We start from the raw sequence: 20,236 nt of genomic DNA on the forward strand, positions 1-20,236 counted from the left end.
AGTTGCACATGCCGAAAGAATCCTCGCACGCGGCTCACCCGGCGACCGCGCACCGGGTCGTCGTGATCGTGGACGAGAACTCGAACCCCTTCGAACTCGGCTGCGCGACCGAGGTCTTCGGTCTGCGCAGACCGGAGACCGGCCGTGATCTCTACGACTTCAGGCTCTGCTCGCCCGAGCCCCGCACCCTGATGCGAGACGGGTTCTTCACGCTCACGGGCGTCGCCGGTCTGGAGGCGGCCGACACGGCGGATACCTTGATCGTCCCCAACCGCCCGGACACCGAGGTGCCCCGCCGCCCCGCCGTGCTCGATGCCGTCCGGCGGGCGCACGCACGCGGTGCCCGCCTGCTCGGCTTCTGCAGCGGCGCGTTCACACTGGCCGAGGCCGGAGTCCTCGACGGACGCCGGGCCACGGCGCACTGGCAGTGGGTGGACTCCTTCCGGGCCCGCTTCCCCTCGGTCCGGCTCGAACCAGACGTGCTCTTCGTGGATGACGGTGACATCCTCACCGCCGCCGGGAGCGCGGCTGCGCTCGATCTCGGGCTGCATGTGGTCCGCCGCGACCACGGCGCGGAGATCGCCAACTCCGTGAGCCGGCGGCTGGTCTTCGCGGCGCACCGGGACGGTGGACAGCGGCAGTTCGTGCAGCGCCCCATGCCCGACCTGCCGGACGAGTCCCTGGCGCCTGTCCTGGCCTGGGCCCAGGAATGCTTGGACTCACCGCTCACCGTGTCCGACCTCGCGGCGCGTGCGGTGGTCAGCCCGGCGACGCTGCATCGCCGCTTCCAGGCGCAACTGGGCACGACGCCGTTGAGGTGGCTGACGGGGGAACGGCTCGCTCTGGCATGCCGGTTGATCGAGCGAGGCGAAGCCCGGTTCGAGGTGGTCGCGCGACGCAGCGGGCTCGGCACCGCTGCCAACCTGCGCGCGCTGATGCGCCGTGAGACCGGCATCACACCGTCGGCATACAAACGCCGCTTCGGGCCGGAGGCGAACTGACGGCGGGCATCCCCTGCCGCCGAGACGCACGTGCTGCACCGGCGGCTGTGCCAGAGGCGCGAAGCCTCGTGCCGCGGCAGCCGGGGCTCGCCCCGTCGCGACGCCGCGCACGCGCTCCCGCCGCACCGGCCGGAAGCCCGGGTGCGTCCCGTACGAGGGGTTCCGGCCGGCGCGCCGGGAACCGGCCCGGACGCCGAACGCCTCCGATGGCAGCGCTCGCCGAGAGGATGCCCCGCAGCAGACCTTGACCCGGCAGGCCGACAGGGGTACCCGGCCGTTTTCGCGAATTGCTGGAGCCGGAAGCCACTAGTTCGGATAATCCGCTCTTCCCGGACGCGCGTCCGGCCAGGCCGCGGAGCGCCACGTCAACTCGACGATTCCTCCCGTCTCCGGTCATCGCCGGCTGTGGCGTGGGTGGCGTGGTCGATGAGGACGGCGGCGGTGGGGAAGGCCTCGGCGTCGAGGCGGCGATGCGCCGGGCCGGCCGCGGCGCCACCGGCTGGCACGGGATCGGTTTCTGCCGGACGAGGTCGCCGACCAGCTGTGATCGCTCGCGCGCCAGGCTGCGCAGGAGGCCGACCGCGATTCCGACGCGCCGAAGAAGGCCCTACGTATCAACCTCGACCCGGGCACGGCCGTTGATTCGCCGGCCGACAGGCTCAAGCCCTTCGCGGAGTCCGGGGCGTACGAGGCGTTCGTGGACGCCTCGTACGCGAAGACCGGCACCGCAGACGCTTCTCCAGGGTGCCGGGTATGGCTCAGCGGCCCAGACGGGCGAGGAGGAGGTTGGGGTCCTTCGCGGTGAGGTAGGCGGCGCTCATGACGTAGACGGTATTGCCGCGCAGCGCGATGGAGGTGGGCCCCTGGAGACCGTCGGCGGCGGTCAGGACGGTGGTGTGGGTGCCGTCGGGTCTGACCAGGACGACCTGGTTGACGGTGTTGAGGGCGGCGATGATCTGGTCGTCGCCGTGATCTGTGAAGGCGAAGTCGTCGATTCCGGTCAGGCCGATGGCGATGACCCGGGCGGTGCCGGCGCGTTGTCCGGGGAGAATGGGGATGCGGACGACGGTGCCCTTGTCGAGGTTGGTGGCCCAGACCGCCCCGTTGTGAATCTTCAGGCCATTGGCACCGAGGAAGCCGGCGGGAGCCAGTGCCGGGTCGGTGGACCAAGCGGTGGCGGTGCCGCCGGAGGCAGGCACGCGCCAGATGGTTCCGAGTACGGAGTCGGTGACGTACAGGGTGCGGGTGCGGGCGTCCAGGGCCAGGCCGTTGGGCAGACCGGCGGCGGGCAGTGCGGCGATGCGCTGAGGCCGGCCGCCCGGACGCAGGCGCCATACGCCGGTCAGGTCCGCGGTGCCGGTGGCGTAGAGGAAGTACAGGGTGCCGTCGTGGGCGCGGACGATGCCGGTGGTCAGCGGAAAGCCCAAGGCCGGGGTGTGCACGCCGCCGTCGGCGGGTTCGGGCAGGGTGGCCAGGATCCGGCTGCCGCCGCGGCGCGAGAGCGCGGCGATCTGGCGGGCCTTGGCGAAGGTGACGTACGCGGTGCCGTCCGGGGCCAGCACGAGGTTCTCCGGTGTTCGGCCCTCGGCCAGGTCGAAGTGTACGGCGGTACGCGCGTGGTCGAGCGGCGGCGAGACAGCGGACGCAGGAGCCGGAGAGGCCATCGCGACCACGATCACGGCGGCGGCCGGTATCACGGACTTGGGAAGCTTGGTGAACACGGAGATTCCTTCACTGATTTCGAGCATGCGGAGGCGGCACGCCGCCGTACGGGTGGATGGTTGCCTGGTCGGGGCCGGCCGCGCAGGTGCGGCTCGGCCGGAGAGAAATGCGCGGGGTCAGCCGGTACTGAGCCGACTGTCCGAACGGGCGGGGGCGGCGGGAGGGACGGCCTGGGCGAGCAGGTCCAGGGCGGCTCGGGAGGGTGAGCCGGCCACAGTGGTGGCAGCCACGATGCTGGGCCCCGCCTCCTGGCTCCAGGTCTGCTGCGTGACGGACAGTGAACCGACCAGCGGGTGCCGCATCTCGTAGTCGGCGACCGCGCACGCCTTGACCCGGTGATCGGCCCACATGGACGCGAAGTCCTCGCTCCGCGCGCTCAGCTCACCCAGCAGCGTGTGCAGTGCGGCGTCCTGCGGGTACTCGCCCGCCACCAGGCGCAGGTTCCCCACCACCGCCCTGGCCTTGCTCGGCCAGTCCGCGTACAGGTCGCGGGTGTGGGCGTCAAGGAACACCAGCCTGGCCATGTTGGGACGCTGCGCCGGGATGTCCGGGGCTCCGGGGTCGAGGTGCCCGGCGAACAACGCGTGACCCAGCCGGTTCCACGCCAGGACGTCGCTGCGCCGGCCGATCACGATCGCGGGGACGTGTCCGAGTGCGTCCAGCAGTTGGGTGGTGGCCTCCGTCACGTACTCCGGTGCGGGGCGGCGCCGACTGCGGCGTTCGGCCGACCGGGCCAGGTCGTGCAGATGCCGGCGTTCGGACTCGTCCAGTCGAAGGGCCCGGGCGATCGCGTCCAGCACCTCCGGTGAGGCGTTGAGCGAGTGTCCCTGTTCCAGTCGGGCGTAGTAGGAGGCGCTCACCCCCGCCAGCATCGCCAACTCCTCGCGGCGAAGCCCCGGCACACGCCGACGCTCACCGTAGGTGGGTACCCCCGCCTCATCGGGGCGCAGCTGGGAGCGCCGCGTCTGCAGAAAGTCTCCGAGCTGTGATTTCCCGTTCATGGCTCCGAGTATGGGGCGGCCCGCAGTACGCAACCTCTCCCCACCGTGGATAGGCAGCGGCGGGTCTGGCTCCGCGGCCCGAGCCGCGATGAGGTGGCCAGACCGCATTCCCTCACCCACCCCGGAGGACGCCTTGAGCACCGCCATCCGCGCATGTGACCCATTCGACGCACTGAAGGCGGCGGATTTCGCCTTCTCCAGACGTGCGTGGGTCGACGCCACCCCCGCCCGGGTCTACGACCTCGTCAGTGACGTGTCCGCGATCCCCCGGTGGAGTCCCGACGCCACCGATGTCGCCTTCGATCAGGATGCGGGGCCCCGAGCCGGAGCCTGGTTCGGCGGCCGTAACCACAGGGACGGCAGGCACTGGACCACTCGCTCCCAGATCGCGCGGGCCGAGCCCGGTACCGCCTTCACCTTCGTCGTCGGCGGCGTCGAGAACGGCATCGTGCGATGGGAGTGGACCTTCCGATCCCAAGGACGCGGAACTCTCGTCCAGCAGTCCTGGCAACTCCTGCGCCTCGACCCCGTGCTGGGCACCACCCGCGGCGACCTCGACGCCCTGCGCCACCACATGGCGGACAGCGCCGAAGCCACACTGGCCTCCCTCGCCCGGTGGATCGCCGAGGAACCCCGTCCCGACACCGCCCCCAGCCCGCGCCGGATCTCCGGCTGACCCGCCGGCGCGGCAGCCCGACGATCCGCGGGGGAGACGATTGGCACCAAGCAGGAGGCCACCCCCGTACCTGGCCTGGTGTCTCTTCGGCGGACGGGGTGTCCGCCGCCTAGGAGGGCTGCGCAAGGTTCATGGGAAAGGCGCCTTTCTGGTGGTTCCTGCTGGTATCAGGGCGGCTGAACTCGCTGCGTGGCGGGGCCGGTGGACCCTGTTCGCACGAGGCCGGCCCGCCGGGCGGTGGCAGTGGTGCGGCCACAGGTGGGGGCGGTGGACGACACCGGGTTGCCGAAGGACGGAGCGTCCTCGTTCCGGGGGCAGGCAGCATTCCGGCACCCTGGGCAAGGCCGGGAACCGCCGACAGGGGGCAGCGCGCATGCGGCCCTTGACACCGCGGCGCGCCCGATGTCCTGGCGGCTGCCCCTGACCGGAAGCTGGGACGGCCCAGAGGCTGCCGGCCTGCGGCCGCTGCCGCACCTGTCCACCCCTCCCTGAGCTCTCGACTTCGTTCGAGCAGGGGAGTACCCCCAGCCTCGATCTGCCCAGCCCCACCGGCGTCGGCCTCGGAAACGCCTGACCCGCGGTTGACCCCCGTCGAGTACGAGATCATCATGATCCCAGCCGCGGACCTGGCTGCATGAACCCGCTGTCACCCGACCCTGCAACGGTCCCCGACACCGCTCCCCTGACGGGGCAGGGCTCTGTGCCGAACGGGTTGGCATAGGGTGCAAGTTCGCGAGTGAGTCTGCGGGACGGGAACGAGGGACTGCTGTGTCGTTGCATCTGCACCGTTCGAACCACACTCGGCTCCTTCGCCGGACGGCTGCTGACCGCTGCAAGTACTGCGGCACTCCGATCGAGTGGTTCGAACGGTATGACACACTGCGGATCCCGCTGTCGCCAGAGTTCCCGTCGCAGCCGATCCCGCAGAACATGCAGTGGCACTTGTTCAAAGGTGTTGCGTACCCCGGCAAGGACCCCCTCACGGGGTACTGCCGCATCCCGCATCCGGTGATCTGCCCCGCAGTCGAGCATTCCGGTCTTCCGGACCAGCTGCAGGACGTGGTGGTCCGTCTGGCCGCGCGGATGCGCGGCCGTATCGACCGGGGCGAGTTCATTCCGTACGTCGAGCCCGTCATCGAGGAACAGGTCGCCACGCCTGATCCCGAGCAGGTGAAGGAACAGCGGCACGTCATCTCCTACTACGGCACGCTCCGCCTGGCACCGTGCGAGGTCCATGAACTGCAGTGCATCTCGACCAACACCCGGACCGGGGAACGCTGCGAGAACGGTGTCTTCGACATCGACGAAGGCAAATGGGAAGAAGTCGACGTCCCTCACGCGCCCGGTCGGCAGGGGCAGCAGATCCTCACCCTCACCGGCGGCCGCATGTGGGCGTGGGTCATCAACGACTTCAACTGCCTGCGGCGCTGGTGGAAGCAGCAGTGCGTCGATCACTTCGGCTCCGGCGCGCCGGACCACGTCACCTTCGAGATGATTCAGTTCCAGCCGCTGATCCACGACCAGTACATCCTGACCGAGCAGCCCGAGGGCTACGAGCGCACGCCGGCAGGGCAGGACATCGTCATCCACGACGGCCCCACCGGAGAGAGCACGGTGTGCGCCGCCCCCGGGTGCTGGCACTCGACCATGAGCACGCAACCCGCCGGCTGGCTGTGCTGGACCTGCGCGTCACTGGAAAAACGCAGAGCCCGAACCCACCGCAAGTGGTTGCGAGCCCCCGACGCGCCGCCGGACTGACTCCCCGCTACGCCCGACCCGGGCCGGACAGCACCTCATCGACCGGCCGGGACCAGCTTCTTTCCCCGCTCTGGTAACGAGGATGCCTTGACGACCGACGATGCCGGAATCTTCGACGAACAGCCCCGGACGTCTCGCGACCCGCGCGATCCGATCCCCTCGCCCTGGGAGTCCTTCTCGGCCATCGCCGAGCTCGTCCACCGGCGCAAGGTCGGCGTGATCGCCGAGCACGGTACATCCGAGGCCTCCCTCGGAACGGACCTTGCTGTGTACGCGGCCCAAGCCGGTATCCCGACCCTCCTGTGCAGTGCCCGCAGACCGCCCCAGGCTCCCCCTCTGCTTCGGGTGGACACCCGTGCCCACCCCACGCCCGCCCACATCAACGACCTCCTCCGCACTCCGCACCGCGGGCGAGAACTCGGGTTCCTCGTCATCGAAAGCTACGAACGGCTGCGCTCCGACGAACAGCCCGCACCGGACCGGTACGATCCCGTCGACGACCTGGACTACGAGCCTCCTACGGCAGCGGAGCAGCTCCTGCGCTCCGTCCAGCTGATCCTGCCCGGCTTTCCCTCCCTGTTCACCACCCTCGTGCCGAGCCCACCCGACCCCACCCGGCCGTCCATGGAGAGCTTCGGCATCGATCACCCCGCCTCGGTTCTGACCGATGCCTGCAAGCCGGTCCTCATGCTCCGCCGGACCGACCCGCATGCTGTTCAGGCACGCATCGAGTTGGGCTCCCACCCGGGACCGCAGCTCGTCACCATCCCCTGGCCGGCACAGCCGGCAATGCGCACACTGCACGAACTCCGCCACGCTCTGTCTCTTTACGGCGCCGCCGAAGACCGCGCACGGTTCGACGCCGACATCTCGGCCGTCGACCTCGACGACCTGGATCAACTCAGCGACATCGTGCGGACCTACCGGCAGCGGGTGAAGCGGCAGGCGTCGATGACCCTGCCGGCTCAGCAGAGCGACGAACCCGCGCGGCACGAGACGCGATAGCCGGCGACGTCCCGAGCCCGGCCCCCGCAGGGCATCTTCGCGAGCGCCGTGCCCACACGGCCGCTTTTGCACTCGTCCCGAAACGAGCCGACTTCCCACTTCCGTCAGAAAGGGCGATGGTGCCGTGAGGCGGCGCCGGGGGCGTGGTGTGGGCGCCAGCAAAGTGGTATCGATCACCGAGAAGCGCTACGTCCATCTGATCGACGTCACGCCCTCCGCCGAAGCTGTGACCCTGTCGGCTCGTACGGGCAATCCGGACAGCCGGCTCTTGGCCGAGCCTGCGGATCCGGTCGTGGGTGTCAGTTCTGTGCGGTGCCGTCGCCCGCCTGCCCGGCGTTCTCGGCTGTGCCGGCCTTCTCGCGCATCTTGCGTACCAGCTCCGCCTTGCGGTCGGCTGCGCCCTGGCGGTCGAGGTTGCGGTGCGGGCCGTTGTTCTGCCGTTCGGTACGGGACAGCTTCTTGCGCTGGCCGCCGCCCATGCCCACGGGGTTGTTGATGTTCTTGCTCACGGTCACGGGTTCTCCCGGTCATGATGTGAAGTGGTCCGCGGACTCATCGGTGGGGGACGGGCGCCGACGTGGAAGGCCGTCAGTGGAGGCCCGTCGCGCTCTCACTCGTGAATCGGCGTCTGGAAGTGCACGCCAAAGACGTTACCCGGTTTCGTCGGCCCCCCGTACCATCCCTTTCGCCGCCCTGACCGCGTCTGCCGTCGTGCCCGGTCCGGCCCGGTGCAGGAACGGGCCCGGCCTTGCACCAGGCCGTCACGTCGCCCGGTACCCGCCGAGCGGCGAGAACGGGCCGGCCACCGCTGCCGTGCGGCCCGGACGCCCGAGGGCGTATCCACGGCGGCTCCACCGCACGTCCCGGAGCCGGACGGGCCGGCGCCCGAGACCTCCGCCAGGGCGTCATGTCCGGTCGAGCTCAGCCAGGGCCGCGCACAACCGGTCGACGTCGTGCGTACTGCTGTACGGGGCGAGGCCCACCCGTACGCCCCCCTCGGCACCCAGGCCGAGGCGGGCCGCGGCCTCCACGGCGTAGAACGAGCCGGCAGGCGCGTCGACACCGTGCGCGGCCAGGTGCCGCGAAACGGCCGAGGGCCGATGGCCCTTCACGGTGAACAGCAGGATCGGGGAGTCAGACTTTCCCCTCCCGTGCAGGGTGACGCCGTCGACAGCCGCGAGCCCGCGTACCAGCCGGTCGGACAGCGCGTGCTCGTGCTCCTGGAGCGCGGCGAACGAAGCGACCAGCCGCTCGCGACGCGTGCCTCGCGCATCGGGGGCGAGAGCGGCCAGGAAGTCGACCGCCGCATGAGCGCCGGCCAGCAGCTCATAGGAAAGGGTGCCCAGCTCGAACCGTTCCGGCACCGCATCGCTCGACGGCAGCAGCTTGTCGGGCCGCAGGGAGTGCAGGAGCTCGGCCCGGCCGGTCAGGACGCCCACATGCGGGCCGAGGAACTTGTACGGCGAACAGACCAGGGTGTCGGCGCCGAACGCCGTCAGGTCGATCGCGGCATGTGCGGCGTAGCCCACGGCGTCGACGTGGAACAGGGCACCCACGCCATGGGCCAGCGCCGCGATCGAGGGGAGGTCTGGGCGCGACCCGATGAGGTTGGAGGCGGCGGTGACAGCGACCAGCCGGGTCCGTCCGGACAGCTGGGCCGCTATGTGCTCGGGGCGCAACTCTCCTGTGACCGGGTCGAAGTCGGCCCAGCGGACGACCGCGCCGGCGGCCTCGGCGGCCCGCACCCACGGCCGGATGTTGGAGTCGTGATCGAGCCGGGTGACGACGACCTCGTCACCCGGGCGCCATGTGCTGCCCAGCATCCGGGACAGGTCGTAGGCGAGCTGTGTGGCGCTGCGGCCGAACACCACGGTGTCGGGTGCGGTGCCGAGAAGGTCGGCCAGGGCCGTGCGCGCCCCGGTCACGATGCGTTCGGCGTTGCGCTCGCCCTCGGTGGTGTGCCCCCGGTTCGCCAGCGGCGCGGAGAGGGCCGCGACGATGGCGTCGATGACCGGCTGCGGCGTCTGGGTACCGCCCGGCGAGTCGAACCGGGCGGAACCGGAGGCGAGGGCGGGGATCTGTGCGCGGATCGCGTCGGCATCGAAGGTCATCACTCAACTCCAGGGACAGGGTGACGTGTCGCGGGGGCCGCCCGGGGTCAGGCGACGCGGTCCTTGGCACGGGGCGGCATGTACGTCGTACGGCTGGGACGTACCCCCAGGCGCACCTGCGACTCCAGCCACATCACGGCGGCCCCCGTAGGATCCACGACGGGGACGAACGCCCCGTCGGCGGCGAGACGTTCCTGCAGTGCTCCGGCCACGCCGAGCATGCCGGTGCATCCCAGCACGATCACGTCGGCCTCCCGTCCCGTCACCGCCGCGCGGGCCTGCGCGGTGAGCGCGTCCAGGAGCCGGTCACCGGAGTCGAGATCGAGGACGGGGATGTCGACCACGCGGATCGAGGAGACGCGTTCGCTCAGACCGTGGCGTCGCACCAGGCCGTGCAGCATCGGCAGCACATTCGGCAGGACCGTGACCACACCCGTGCGCTCGCCGAGCGCGAGCGAGGTCAGCACGGCCGGCTCGAACCCGCCGACGACCGGGATGTCCACGATCTCACGCGCCGCGTGCACACCGGGGTCGCCGAAGCAGCTGACGAAGACCGCGTCGGCGCCCTCCTCGGCGGCCTCCCGTACGGCGTCGAGGATGCCGGGGGCGGCGAGTGCCTCGTCGTACTCCGACTCGATGGAGGCGGTGCCGCGCGTGATGCGGCGCACGTCCACCTCGGTATCCGGGGCCGCCCAGGAGGTGACCTCCCGGCGGACCTCCTCGGTGAGCGCGTCGGTGATCACGGGGAGAACGACCGTGAGTTTCACAGCACCTCCAGGGAAGACGGGGTCGGGTGCCCAGCCTCGGCGGCGGCGGACCGGCCCACAACGTGCGCATGGCACAGATCGGCGGGCAGGGCCGTGCACCTTGCACGGGGACCGTTGCCACCGGATCCGGCCGGGACGACCGGCCGGCGACTGTGCAGGCTGCCCATTCAGGCAGGGCTGACGGTGCCCATCGCATAGTGACGGCCTCGGGCGGGCGAACTTAGCCTCGCCGCACCGCCCCGCACCACACGAACCGCACCGCACGCGTCACACCCCACGCCGGCCGTTCTCTTCCCGCCTGTCCGCACGCTCCCCTTGGAGTTCCCATGGCGTCTGACTCCGGACACGACGACTACGCACTGGCCCGGGTCCCCTCATCGGCCCGGTTCCACTGGTTCTCGGTGGCCACCCAGCGTTTCGGCCAGCTGTCGACCCTTGCCAGCTTCCTCATCGGAGCCACCCTCGGCTTCGGCATGACCTTCTGGAACGCGGTCCTCGCCATCACCCTGGGGGCGGTGATTCTCGAGATCATGACGATCTTCACCGGGATCGCCGGACAGCGCGAGGGCCTGTCCACCTCGCTGCTGGCCCGGTGGACGGGCTTCGGTGCGAATGGCGCCGCTCTGATCGGACTCGCCATCAGCGTCAGCGCTGTCGGCTGGTTCGGCATCCAGAACGCCGTGTCGGCGGACGGCCTGGTGAACCTGGTCGGTGGACTGCCCTCCTGGGGCTGGGCCCTGGTGGTCGGCCTGCTGATCACCGCCCTCGTCGTGCGGGGCGTCGGGTCCATGGCCTGGGCCGCCTACATCACCGTGCCCGCGTTCCTGCTGATGGCCGGCTGGTCGATCGCCGTGGAGCTGTCCAGGCACGACCTGGCCGCGCTCACCTCCGCGCAGCCGGCGGGGCCGCCGCTGTCGCTCCTGCAGGGCACCACCCTCGTGGCCGGCGGATTCATCGTCGGCGCGGTCATCACCCCGGACATGAGCCGCTTCAACCGCAGCGGCCAGGACGTGGTGAAACAGACCGTCGTCGGCATCACCGTCGGGGAGTACGTCATCGGCCTCATCGGCGTCCTCCTCGCGCTCGCCCTGCGTACCAACGACGTGATCGCCATCGTGACCTCCACGTCCGGATTCATCGGCACACTGATCATCGTGGCCGCCACGATCAAGGTGAACGACTGGAATCTGTACGCCGCCTCCCTGGGCATCGTCACCTTCGTCGAACGGACCTTCGGCAGCCGCCTCCACCGGGGAGCCGTCACCGTGGTCGTCGGCGTCCTGGGCTCCGTCCTGGGCGCGATGGGCGTACTGGACAGCTTCACCGGTTTCCTCGATCTGCTGGGCGTCCTGTTCCCGCCGATCGCGGGGATCATGATCGCCGAGTACTTCGTGACCCGGACCTGGCGCCCACTGCTCGACACGACCCGCCCGGCGGGTGCGCTGCCCGACAACGCACCCGCCTGGGTGCCCGCGGCGCTCGTCACCTGGGCCGTCGCCGCCACCGTGGGTAAGTACGTCCACTGGGGGCTGCCGTCGATCAACTCGGTCGTGGTCGCCTTCGTCCTGTACGTCGCGGCCGCCCGCCTCGGACTCGTCCGCGGCATCGGCACCGTGGCGACCCACCGCGACAGCACAGCGGCCACCGGCACCGCCGGTGCCGTCTCCGCCCCTGCACAGCCCGCCTCCTGACTACGGGCCCGCAACACGCAACAAAGAGAAGGGACACCCACATGCTCCGACTGGGCATCGACGTGGGCGGCACCAATACGGACGCCGTCCTCATCGACGGCGACCGGGTGCTGGGCGCCGTGAAGGCGTCCACCACCGCCGACGTCACCGGCGGCATCGTCACCGCGCTGCGCGACCTGCGCGCCGCGACGGACTTCGACGCCACGGCCGTCCACGCGGTGATGATCGGCACCACGCACTTCATCAACGCCCTGGTGGAGGGCGAACGCCTCGCGCCGACCGCGGCCATCCGCTTCGGTCTCCCCGCCACGCGCTCGCTGCCCCCGCTGGTCGACTGGCCCGACCGGCTGGCGGCGGCGATCGGTGGGCACAGCTATCTGTGCCACGGCGGACACGAGTACGACGGCAGCCCCATCGCCGCCTTCGACGAGGCCGAATTCCGTGCCGTCCTGGACCGGGCCGTGGCCGCAGGGGCCACCTCGTTCGCCCTGTCCTCGGTGTTCTCGCCGGTCAACGCCGAGTTCGAGACACGGGCCGCCGAGATCATCGCCGAGCAGCTGCCCGAAGCCCGGGTGAGCCTGTCCCACGAGATCGGCCGGATGGGCCTGCTCGGCCGCGAGAACGCCACCGTCGTCAACGCCGCCCTGCGCGACCTCGCCGACCAGGTCGCCACCGGCCTGACCCGTACCGTGGCCGACGCGGGGATCAGCGCCCCGGTGTTCCTCAGCCAGAACGACGGCACCCTCATGGACGTCGACTACGCGCGCCGCTACCCGGTGGCGACCTTCGCGTCAGGGCCGACCAACTCGATGCGCGGGGCCGCCTTCCTGTCCCGGCTGAAGTCCTGCGCCGTCGTCGACATCGGCGGCACCACCAGCGACGTCGGCATCCTCCAGCACGGATTCCCGCGCGAGGCGTCCACCGACGTCCGGGTGGCGGGGATCCAGACCAACTTCCGCATGCCCGACGTGCTGTCCATCGGAATCGGCGGCGGCAGCCACATCGTCCACCAGGCATCCGGCATCGCCGTCGGCCCCGCCAGCGTCGGCTACCGGCTCGGGCAGGAGGCCCTGGTCTTCGGCGGCACGCGACTGACCGCCACCGACATCGCGGTCGCCGGCGGACGCGCCGAGGTGGGTGACCCGGCGCTGGTCGCCCACCTCGACAAGGACGTCGTCGACGCCGCCCTGCGCTACGTCGACGACAGGCTCTCCGAGGTCGTCGACCGGATGAGGGCCTCCGCCGAACCGGTGCCCGTCGTCGCCGTCGGCGGTGGCAGCATCCTCGTGCCCGAGGACCTCGTGGGGGCCAGCGAGGTCGTGCGGCCCGACCATTTCGCCGTGGCCAACGCCATCGGCGCCGCGATCGCCCAGGTCGGCGGGGAGGTCGACCGGGTCTACTCCGTCGTTCCGCAAGCCCGCGACAAGGTCCTCGACGAGGCCAGGCAGGAAGCCGTCGACCGTGCCGTCGCCGCCGGCGCGCGGCCGGGATCGGTCGAGATCGTCGATATCGAGGAAGTACCGCTGGCCTACCTGCCGGGCAACGCGACCCGGATCCGGGTGAAGGCAGTCGGAGACCTGAGCCTGGGAGGCCACGATGCGTGAGATCACCACCGACAACCTGCCCGACCTCGCCCGCGGCGCCGCCGTCCTGGGCACCGGCGGCGGCGGTGACCCGTTCGTCGGACGGCTGCTCGCCCAGCAGGCGATCAAGCAGCACGGACCCGTCACCCTCCTCGACGTCGACGAGATCGACGACGACGCCGTCGTGATCCCCACCGCCTTCATGGGCGCGCCCACGGTGATGCTGGAGAAACTGCCCTCCGGCGACGAGATCCTCCATGCCCTGCGCGCCGTCGAGGAACTCATCGGCCGCAAGGCCACCCACACGGTGTCCATCGAGGCCGGCGGGCTGAACTCGATGTCGCCGTTCGTCGCCGCCGCCGACGCGGGCATCCCGCTGATCGACGCCGACGGCATGGGACGCGCCTTCCCCGAGCTGCAGATGCTGCTGCCCACCCTCGGTGGCATCAAGGCATCCCCGATGGCGCTCGCCGACGAGCGCGGCAATGCCGTCACCCTGCGCACCGACGGCAACGCGTGGGCGGAGCGCCTGGCCCGCGCCGTCACGGTCGAGATGGGCTGCAGCGCCGCCGTCAGCCTCTACGTGCTCTCCGGACGCCAGGTCAAGGACCACCTCGTCCCCGGCACCCTCACCCTGTGCGAACGGGTGGGCCGTTCCATCCGCGAAGCACGCGAAGGACACACCGACCCGGTCGCCGCGGCAGCCGGGGTCCTCGGCGGACGCCAGGTGTTCACCGGCAAGGTCACCGACGTCCAGCGCACCACCAGCGGCGGTTTCGCCCGCGGCACCGCCGTCCTCGCCGGACTCACCGAGGACAGCGGGAGCACCATGGAGCTGTCCTTCCAGAACGAGAACCTCGTCGCGACCCGCGACGGCGCGGTCGTGGTGAGCGTGCCCGACCTGATCTGCGTCCTGGACACCGACTCCGGCGAGCCGGTCACCACCGAGACCCTCCGATACGGGCTGCGGGTCAGCGTCCTCGGCGTACCCTGCGACCCCCGGTGGCGCACCCCGGAGGGCCTGGCCCTCGCGGGCCCCGGCTACTTCGGTTACGAACACCCCTACGAGCCGCTCCCGCACGCCGAAGTGTCATGATCGAAAGGTGACCTTCCCACCGCCCGCCGCCCCACCCGTGACGCTCACGCTGACCCCCGCCCAGGTTCCCGCACTGGCCGCCGGCGCGACACTGCTCGGCTCGGGCGGCGGGGGCGAGGCCATCACGGGCTCGCTGCTGCTGCGCCTCGCCCTGGCCGAACGGCCCCTCGCCGTGACACCCGCGTCCGCGTTGCCACCGGAGACCCTCGTCGTGCACGTCGGCCTGGCCGGGGCGCCCGACGTGATCGCCGAGCGCCTCATCGACCCCGACGACTTCGCGCGCGCCGTGCACCGCGTCGCCGCCGCCGTCGGCGGCGACGCGGGGGCGGTCGGGGTGATCGAGGTGGGGGGCCTGAACGCCGTCGTCGCCGCGACGGCAGCGGCCCGCCTCGGTCTGCCGCTCGTCGACGGCGACCTCATGGGCCGCGCGTTCCCCCGCATCGACCAGACGGTCGCCACTCTGCACGGACTGCCGCTGCCACCGCTCGCCCTGGTGGGGCCGGGCGGCGACACCGTCGTCATCCCGGTCTGCTCGGCACGGCTGTTCGAACCTCTGCTGCGGGCCAACGTCCTCGCGCTCGGTGCCGCCGCGGCGTTCGCCGGCTACGCGACGTCCGCGCGCCACCTCGCCGGCATCGGCGTACCCGGTTCGGTCAGCAGCTGCCTGCGCCTGGGCCGACGCTTCCGCTCCGCCGTCGAAGCCCCGGGCGCCACCGCCGGGGAACTGGCCGCCGCCCTCGACGCCGACCTGCTCGCCGTGGGCCGCGTTGACGAGATCGTCCCGCGCCAGGACCTGAGCCCCGGCTGGGCGACCCTCACCGACCGGCGCACCGGAGCCGTCGTCCGGATCGACCTGCTCGACGAGTACCTGGCGGTCGCCGTGGACGGGGTCACACGGGCCGAGACCCCGGAGATCATCGCAGCCGTCGACCTCAGCGGCGGACGGGCGGTCCGCGCCGACCAGATCCGTCCCGGAGACCACCTCGTCCTGCTGCGCCTGCCGGCGCTGTACGACTGGCCCGCCGAAGCCGCCTCCCTGGTCGGCCCGTCGGCGTTCGGTCTCGACCTCAGGCCGGGACCGCGGAACACGACACCGTTCGGCCGGGGTGCCCCCCGCCCCGGCCCCCCGGGCGGGGGTGTTCGATGACGGCCGCCCCCACGGTCGCCGACCTGCTCGCAGACCCCCTGCTGCGCGACGCCCGCGCCCTGGCCGGGCACGCCGGCCTCGACCGCCCGGTGACCGACGTGACCGTGTACCGCGGTGAACCCACTGCCGTCACCCGGCATCTCGTGGTCTGCGACGTCCGCGACGCCACACCCGCCTACCGCCTCGACGCCCTTGTCCGACGCGCCCAGGAAGCCGGCGCCGCCGCCCTGTGCGTCACGGCCGGCGCCGCCGCCCGACCCCCGCTGTCGACGGTGCGCCTGGCGGACCGGCTGCGCATTCCGGTGCTGTGGGCACCGACCGACGACCCCTTCAGGCTGGCCTTCGACCTGACGCTCAAGGTCCGCGCTCCGGAAGTGACACGCGCCCGCACCGTGGAGACGCTGATCCGCCGGCTCGCCACCCGTACCCAGGGGACCGATCTGCTCGCCGTGGCCCGGGGCGTCCTCGCGGCCGACCTCAGCCTGGTCACCCCCGACGGCGGCGCCATCCTGGGCGGACCCGTGGACACCCAGGCCCTGCGCCAGGAACTCGCCGTACCCCAGCGCGCCGGCGGACTCCTCGCCCACCCGGTCCTGGCCGAACCGGTGGACGGACACCGCCCGGGCGGTGCGACACCGGTACCGGCCTGGCTCGTGTGGCCGTTCGGTCAGGCCGACGAGGACCGCGCCGACACCGTCGCGCTCGGCCTCACGGTGCTCGAACCCTTCGTACGGTCCTGGCTGGCGGGCGCCCGGGTCCGCGCCGACCACGACGACGCGGCACGCCGCCGGCTCCTCTCCGAAGTGGTCACCGGCCGCGCCACGGTCAGCAGGGAGACGGTCGAGCGCGCCGTGGCCCTCGGCTGGCGCCTGGACGACTGGCACGTGGGACTGCACGTACACGCCGAGCGACAGCCCGCGGCCGGCCGGCCCGACACCGTACCCGCACTCCTGACCGACGCCCTGGAACGGCACGGCATCACGGCGCAGGCCGTCGCCGGCGAGGACGGCACCTGGGCTCTGTGGACCAGCAGCGTCACCCGTCCCGCCACCGACGACCCCTCACGCGTACTGCGCGACGTCCGCCGCGCCCTGGGCGAACTCCCCGCCGTCTGGCGCCTGGTCGCGGGCATCGGCCGGCCCCGTCAAGGGCCTGGCGGCCTCGCCGACACCCTGACCGAGGCACGTCACGCGGCAGGCCTCGCGGCCACGCGCGAGTTCCGCCCCGCTGTCGAACACACCGACGAACTCGGCGTGGGCCGGCTGCTGGCCGCCTGGCAGCAGGCGGACATCACCCGCGCCTTCGCCGAGACGGCTCTCGCCCCGTTGCGGGACGCCGAGCACGAACACCTGCTGACCACCCTGCGGGTCTTCCTGGAGAACGGCGGATCGGCCGCCGCCACCGCACGCGCCCTGGGCCTGCACCGCAACACCGTTGCCGCGCGGCTGCGTCAGGTACGCGACCGGCTCGGAGCGGACCTGGACGACCCCAGCAACCGCCTCGCCCTGCAGATGGCCTGCCGCTCCCTGCTGTCCCCCTGAGGTGAACGCCCACCCGCCGTCGATCGTGTCGGCCCCCGGGCCCCTTTGGCTGCCCTGCTGTGCGCAAGCCCGTGTTACCCAGGGAGGAGCCCGGGGTGTTCGAGCGGCGGGGCGTTGCCGTAGCGGCTGCGGTAGCCGTCGTGACAGAGGTACGAGCCGCCGCGCATGGTCCCGGTCCGACCCCGGTCAAGGCCGCGAGGATCGCGGTACGGGGAGTGCGCGTAGCAGTCGGTGGCCCACCGGTCGGCCCACCCTTCCCCTCCGTTCCCGATTCCCGGCATTGTCCGATGTGGTGCCGCCACGAGATCCAGCACCTCATGTGGCGCCTACATCCCGTCACATAAGCTCGCACGGGGAGACCTCGCATGCGGGGGTGTGAATCTGCTTCGAGGAGGCGAAGGTGACCGGAACCGGCGCGCGGTGGCTTGCGGGCGCGCTGATCATGGCCTGCCTGCTGCTCGCCGGACCCAGCGCCTCGGACGGTGCCTACATGGCCAAGCCGCTGTCGGCCGATGCCCCCGAGGAGGTCGTGCCGAACCGTGTCATGACCTGGAATATCTGCAATCCCTGCAAGGGAAGCGGGCAGAACGGCGGCAGGGCGGCGGAGATCGCCACGTACGCGCCTCAGGTGATCGGCCTGCAAGAGGCGTGTGTGGGTGATGTCGAGAGGATCCGGGATTATCTGGAGTACCGGTACGGGCTGGTCTACCACGTCGAGTACGGATCGGTTCTGCCGAGTTGGAGCCGCTGCGGGGGAGTGCCATGGAGCCCGGGGGGCTTTGGCCAGGCCATCCTCTCGGCCGCCCCGATGACTGACCATGTGAACGTGGAGTACCCCGACGGGGGTTCCGAGGACCGTGGGTACATGGCCGTCACGACCCTCGTGGACGGCCTGCGCGTCCGGGTGTTCAACACGCACCTGGCCCAGCGGCGTCAGGAATCAGTCCGTGCGGAGCAGACCGGCGTGCTGGCGAAGGCGGTCGCCCGGTACGACCGCACGATCGTTCTCGGGGACTTCAACGCGGTGCCGGATGCCTCCGAAATCACCGTGATGTGGGATGTGGCCAAGGACGCGGACCCCGGGTGCGGTCCCTCCGCGACGGGTACGTGCGAGCCGACCACCGATTGGCGCAGCAAGTTCGACTACATCTTTCTTCGTGGCTTCGACCCGCTTGAGCAACGGGTGCATCTCACTCCGTACTCGGACCACGATCTGGTGCAGGCCGATCTGCGAAGGACGTAACGGGGCCCGTCGCTGCCGGCGGCTCGGCGGGCGCCCGACAGGGGGAACCTCACCTCAACCAATCGGAGCACGCCGCGCCTGGTCGTCAGGGTGAGGAAAGGGGCGGTCTGGCTTGGCGGCAGCCCGGGCGGCAATCCCCGCGCGGACCTGCTCACGGCTTCCGCGGTCTTGTCCGCGACGAGCCGGATCACCGTTGCGACAGGGTGTGTGTCCATCTGGGACAGGCCCCCCCGAGCAGCTGGCCGCCGCATACCACGCGCTCCCGCAGCCGCAAGACCGACCCCGAAGCGGCCCGCGCCACAGCCAGGACCATGCTCGCCCCCTACCTGAAGCTGCGCAATTATCAGTCGGCCTGGCTACGTGGGGGATTCGCCGTCGAGGATCTGTCCGGTGGCGGCAGTGACCGGCTGATTGACGAACTGTTCGCCTGGGGCAAACCGGACGAGATCGCTGCCCGGATCACCGAGCACCGCCGGGCGGGAGCCGACCACATCGCCGTCCAGGTTGTCACTGACAGTCCCCGTACCTTCGCCCGCCGGGCATGGCGAGACCTCGTCCGGAACTACTGTCGGCATAGAGGATGCGAAGGACCTTCCGGGCCTGTTCCGGTTCGGCGGACCCCATGGGGTGTGGTGGTCAGGCCGCCGAGGCGGTCTTGTATCCGGCCGCCCTGCAGCACAATGCCCACCCGGGTTGCCCGGTTGTGCTCATGGCGAGTCGGAGAGCTCGTGCGGGGAACCGCTGAGGCCCCGTCCCGTGTCCAAGGTGGTGCAGGGCCACAGGTGCGCCCCTGTTCGCAGAGGCCGCCGCATCTTGAAGGGGGATGGGATGAGCGGGTCGAGCAACGACGACGAGGGCACAGGCATCCTGATCGCACTTGGCATGACGGCCGGCCTGTCCTTGGTCTGGGCCTATGTCATCAAGGACCAGGCACAGCTGATGACTTGGGGCGCCCTGGCGATAGCCGCAGTCACCGGCATCATCGCCGGAAACTACAGCAACAACAGCCAGTCGGTCGCCGTCGTCTGCGCGTTGGCCGCCCCGCTCGGCACCTACCTGGGCACGCTCCTCGGCCTCTGTCTGATCGCCGTCGCTCCGTATGGAGGTGACTTCAGCGACGCCTGGCACCTCTTCACCAGCGACACCAGCGAGGCGGCGCGCCTGTTCAAGACGGAGGCCCAGGACCGCGACTGGCTCTTTCTGCTCCTGTCGGCGCCGGTGGGGTACGGCGCGGCGGTGCTGCAGGATTGACCTGGGGCGGCTTCCCGCGGCGGCTGAGAGTGCCCGCCCCCGCCCGTCCCTCATCCGCGGCTGCCCGTGACTCGTCTCAGCGAACTCTTTCCTCCTGAATGGTCACAGGTCAGAAGCGTGTGGACGGCTTGGACAATGGCGCCGACGCGGCGGGTGGAGCATCTGGCTCGCCGGAGCAGTCGCCAGGACTCAAGCTGGGCGAAGGCGCGTTCACCGGGAACTCTGAGCCGGGCGTGTCGCGGTTGAACTGCTGGTAGTGCTCGGGCTGTTCGCGGTGGTGGTAGTAACGAGTCGGTGCGTGATGGTGGGTGAGGCCTCGGGCTGGCAGGTGGCATGATCCGGGTGTGGTGATCATGGCCAATCGGACGGTGCTGGCGCATCAGCTGTTCACGGGAGTCTCTCGGCAGCATCTCGCCTGCCTGGCAGAGGAGTTGGCCGTGCCGTGGCAGGAAGGATTCGAGGGCTGCCGACATGCTGCACGAGGAGGAGCCCGGAAGCGGGCCTCGGGTGCAGGCGCCCGCCACCAGCTGTGTTCGTCGACCGGCTGGTGTCGGCGTACAGGTCAACGTGCACAGGCGGGTACAGCCGAACGTACACAGCGAAGTGCTTGCCGAGCCGACGGCGGGAGTCCTCATTGATGCGC

The 20,236-nt window shown here is 71.1% G+C and carries 18 protein-coding genes and 2 pseudogenes; 13 read left to right on the forward strand and 7 right to left on the reverse strand.

All coding sequences use genetic code 11. The features are described from left to right. The first annotated feature begins 8 nt into the window (after positions 1-8). Entirely contained in the window at positions 9-1,001 is a 993-nt protein-coding gene (locus ABZ564_RS27815; RefSeq protein ID WP_360861672.1) for a helix-turn-helix domain-containing protein, read from the forward strand. Between the two features lie 758 nt (positions 1,002-1,759). Here ABZ564_RS27815 and ABZ564_RS27820 read toward each other — a convergent pair. Beyond that, positions 1,760-2,722: a hypothetical protein gene (locus ABZ564_RS27820; RefSeq protein ID WP_360861674.1), complete on the reverse strand. Its 963-nt coding sequence runs from the start codon at positions 2,720-2,722 to the stop codon at positions 1,760-1,762. Between the two features lie 117 nt (positions 2,723-2,839). Further along, positions 2,840-3,724 carry a helix-turn-helix transcriptional regulator gene (locus ABZ564_RS27825; RefSeq protein WP_360861676.1) on the reverse strand — a complete coding sequence of 295 codons (885 nt, stop codon included), beginning with the start codon at positions 3,722-3,724 and terminating at the stop codon, positions 2,840-2,842. A gap of 133 nt (positions 3,725-3,857) precedes the next feature. On the opposite strand from ABZ564_RS27825, the gene ABZ564_RS27830 reads away from it, so the two are divergent. From ABZ564_RS27830 to ABZ564_RS27845, 4 genes are all read left to right on the forward strand, one after another. Next, on the forward strand, positions 3,858-4,400 hold the full coding sequence (locus ABZ564_RS27830) for an SRPBCC family protein (RefSeq protein ID WP_360861678.1): 543 nt from the start codon (positions 3,858-3,860) through the stop codon (positions 4,398-4,400). A 201-nt stretch (positions 4,401-4,601) separates the two neighbouring features. Further along, positions 4,602-4,892: a transposase gene (locus ABZ564_RS27835; RefSeq protein ID WP_360861680.1), complete on the forward strand. Its 291-nt coding sequence runs from the start codon at positions 4,602-4,604 to the stop codon at positions 4,890-4,892. Between the two features lie 276 nt (positions 4,893-5,168). Then, positions 5,169-6,158, forward strand: a complete 990-nt coding sequence (locus ABZ564_RS27840) for a DUF6083 domain-containing protein (RefSeq protein WP_360861682.1) — start codon at positions 5,169-5,171, stop codon at positions 6,156-6,158. Between the two features lie 87 nt (positions 6,159-6,245). Continuing rightward, positions 6,246-7,163, forward strand: coding sequence for a hypothetical protein (locus tag ABZ564_RS27845; protein ID WP_360861684.1), 918 nt, complete (start codon positions 6,246-6,248; stop codon positions 7,161-7,163). 299 nt (positions 7,164-7,462) lie between these two features. Here ABZ564_RS27845 and ABZ564_RS27850 read toward each other — a convergent pair whose 3' ends face one another. From ABZ564_RS27850 to ABZ564_RS27860, 3 genes are all read right to left on the reverse strand, one after another. Continuing rightward, the gene (locus tag ABZ564_RS27850; RefSeq protein ID WP_360861686.1) at positions 7,463-7,678 is read right to left on the reverse strand and encodes a DUF6243 family protein; all 216 of its coding nucleotides are present in this window, start codon (positions 7,676-7,678) and stop codon (positions 7,463-7,465) included. Between the two features lie 390 nt (positions 7,679-8,068). Further along, positions 8,069-9,274 carry a cysteine desulfurase-like protein gene (locus ABZ564_RS27855; RefSeq protein WP_360861688.1) on the reverse strand — a complete coding sequence of 402 codons (1,206 nt, stop codon included), beginning with the start codon at positions 9,272-9,274 and terminating at the stop codon, positions 8,069-8,071. 47 nt (positions 9,275-9,321) lie between these two features. Continuing rightward, a complete protein-coding gene (locus tag ABZ564_RS27860) occupies positions 9,322-10,041 on the reverse strand; it encodes an aspartate/glutamate racemase family protein (protein WP_360861690.1) in 720 nt (239 codons plus the stop codon). A 326-nt stretch (positions 10,042-10,367) separates the two neighbouring features. Between ABZ564_RS27860 and ABZ564_RS27865 the strand changes: the two genes are divergently transcribed. The 6 genes from ABZ564_RS27865 (at position 10,368) to ABZ564_RS27890 (ending at position 18,342) form a co-directional block, all read left to right on the forward strand. Next, the gene (locus tag ABZ564_RS27865) at positions 10,368-11,732 is read left to right on the forward strand and encodes a cytosine permease (protein WP_360861692.1); all 1,365 of its coding nucleotides are present in this window, start codon (positions 10,368-10,370) and stop codon (positions 11,730-11,732) included. A gap of 41 nt (positions 11,733-11,773) precedes the next feature. Continuing rightward, on the forward strand, positions 11,774-13,336 hold the full coding sequence (locus ABZ564_RS27870) for a hydantoinase/oxoprolinase family protein (RefSeq protein WP_360861694.1): 1,563 nt from the start codon (positions 11,774-11,776) through the stop codon (positions 13,334-13,336). Next, complete coding sequence (locus tag ABZ564_RS27875; protein WP_360861696.1) at positions 13,329-14,411, forward strand: DUF917 domain-containing protein; 1,083 nt, start codon at positions 13,329-13,331, stop codon at positions 14,409-14,411. Before ABZ564_RS27870 ends, ABZ564_RS27875 begins: the two co-directional genes overlap by 8 nt. 7 nt (positions 14,412-14,418) lie before the next feature. Next, positions 14,419-15,558 (forward strand): DUF917 family protein, encoded by a 1,140-nt coding sequence (locus ABZ564_RS27880; RefSeq protein WP_360861698.1) that lies wholly within the window; start codon positions 14,419-14,421, stop codon positions 15,556-15,558. Next, the gene (locus tag ABZ564_RS27885; protein ID WP_360861700.1) at positions 15,555-17,099 is read left to right on the forward strand and encodes a helix-turn-helix domain-containing protein; all 1,545 of its coding nucleotides are present in this window, start codon (positions 15,555-15,557) and stop codon (positions 17,097-17,099) included. The genes ABZ564_RS27880 and ABZ564_RS27885 overlap by 4 nt, the downstream gene beginning before the upstream one ends. Positions 17,100-17,499: 400 nt before the next feature. Further along, positions 17,500-18,342, forward strand: coding sequence for an endonuclease/exonuclease/phosphatase family protein (locus ABZ564_RS27890; protein WP_360861702.1), 843 nt, complete (start codon positions 17,500-17,502; stop codon positions 18,340-18,342). A 356-nt stretch (positions 18,343-18,698) separates the two neighbouring features. Here ABZ564_RS27890 and ABZ564_RS27895 read toward each other — a convergent pair whose 3' ends face one another. Continuing rightward, complete coding sequence (locus ABZ564_RS27895; RefSeq protein ID WP_360861704.1) at positions 18,699-18,917, reverse strand: hypothetical protein; 219 nt, start codon at positions 18,915-18,917, stop codon at positions 18,699-18,701. A gap of 253 nt (positions 18,918-19,170) precedes the next feature. Here ABZ564_RS27895 and ABZ564_RS27900 point away from each other — a divergent pair, with 253 nt between their 5' ends. Next, positions 19,171-19,593: a hypothetical protein gene (locus ABZ564_RS27900; protein WP_360861706.1), complete on the forward strand. Its 423-nt coding sequence runs from the start codon at positions 19,171-19,173 to the stop codon at positions 19,591-19,593. Between the two features lie 50 nt (positions 19,594-19,643). Here the strand turns inward: ABZ564_RS27900 and ABZ564_RS27905 are convergent. Further along, positions 19,644-19,879: pseudogene (locus ABZ564_RS27905) on the reverse strand (hypothetical protein); the annotation flags it as partial. A 67-nt stretch (positions 19,880-19,946) separates the two neighbouring features. On the opposite strand from ABZ564_RS27905, the pseudogene ABZ564_RS27910 reads away from it, so the two are divergent. After that, a pseudogene (locus tag ABZ564_RS27910) lies at positions 19,947-20,120 on the forward strand (IS5/IS1182 family transposase); the annotation flags it as partial. Positions 20,121-20,236 lie beyond the last annotated feature (116 nt).

It is taken from the genome of Streptomyces sp. NPDC019224, assembly GCF_040632605.1.
In the GTDB taxonomy this organism is placed as follows: Bacteria; Actinomycetota; Actinomycetes; order Streptomycetales; family Streptomycetaceae; genus Streptomyces.

Bases quoted from the DNA above. Each gene is read 5' to 3' on its own strand.
- ABZ564_RS27815 (WP_360861672.1), top strand. From the start codon at position 9: ATGCCGAAAGAATCCTCGCACGCGGCTCACCCGGCGACCGCGCACCGG.
- ABZ564_RS27865 (WP_360861692.1), top strand. From the start codon at position 10,368: ATGGCGTCTGACTCCGGACACGACGACTACGCACTGGCCCGGGTCCCC.
- ABZ564_RS27900 (WP_360861706.1), top strand. From the start codon at position 19,171: ATGAGCGGGTCGAGCAACGACGACGAGGGCACAGGCATCCTGATCGCA.
- ABZ564_RS27875 (WP_360861696.1), top strand. From the start codon at position 13,329: ATGCGTGAGATCACCACCGACAACCTGCCCGACCTCGCCCGCGGCGCC.
- ABZ564_RS27885 (WP_360861700.1), top strand. From the start codon at position 15,555: ATGACGGCCGCCCCCACGGTCGCCGACCTGCTCGCAGACCCCCTGCTG.
- ABZ564_RS27895 (WP_360861704.1), bottom strand. From the start codon at position 18,917: ATGCCGACAGTAGTTCCGGACGAGGTCTCGCCATGCCCGGCGGGCGAA.
- ABZ564_RS27825 (WP_360861676.1), bottom strand. From the start codon at position 3,724: ATGAACGGGAAATCACAGCTCGGAGACTTTCTGCAGACGCGGCGCTCC.
- ABZ564_RS27870 (WP_360861694.1), top strand. From the start codon at position 11,774: ATGCTCCGACTGGGCATCGACGTGGGCGGCACCAATACGGACGCCGTC.
- ABZ564_RS27855 (WP_360861688.1), bottom strand. From the start codon at position 9,274: ATGACCTTCGATGCCGACGCGATCCGCGCACAGATCCCCGCCCTCGCC.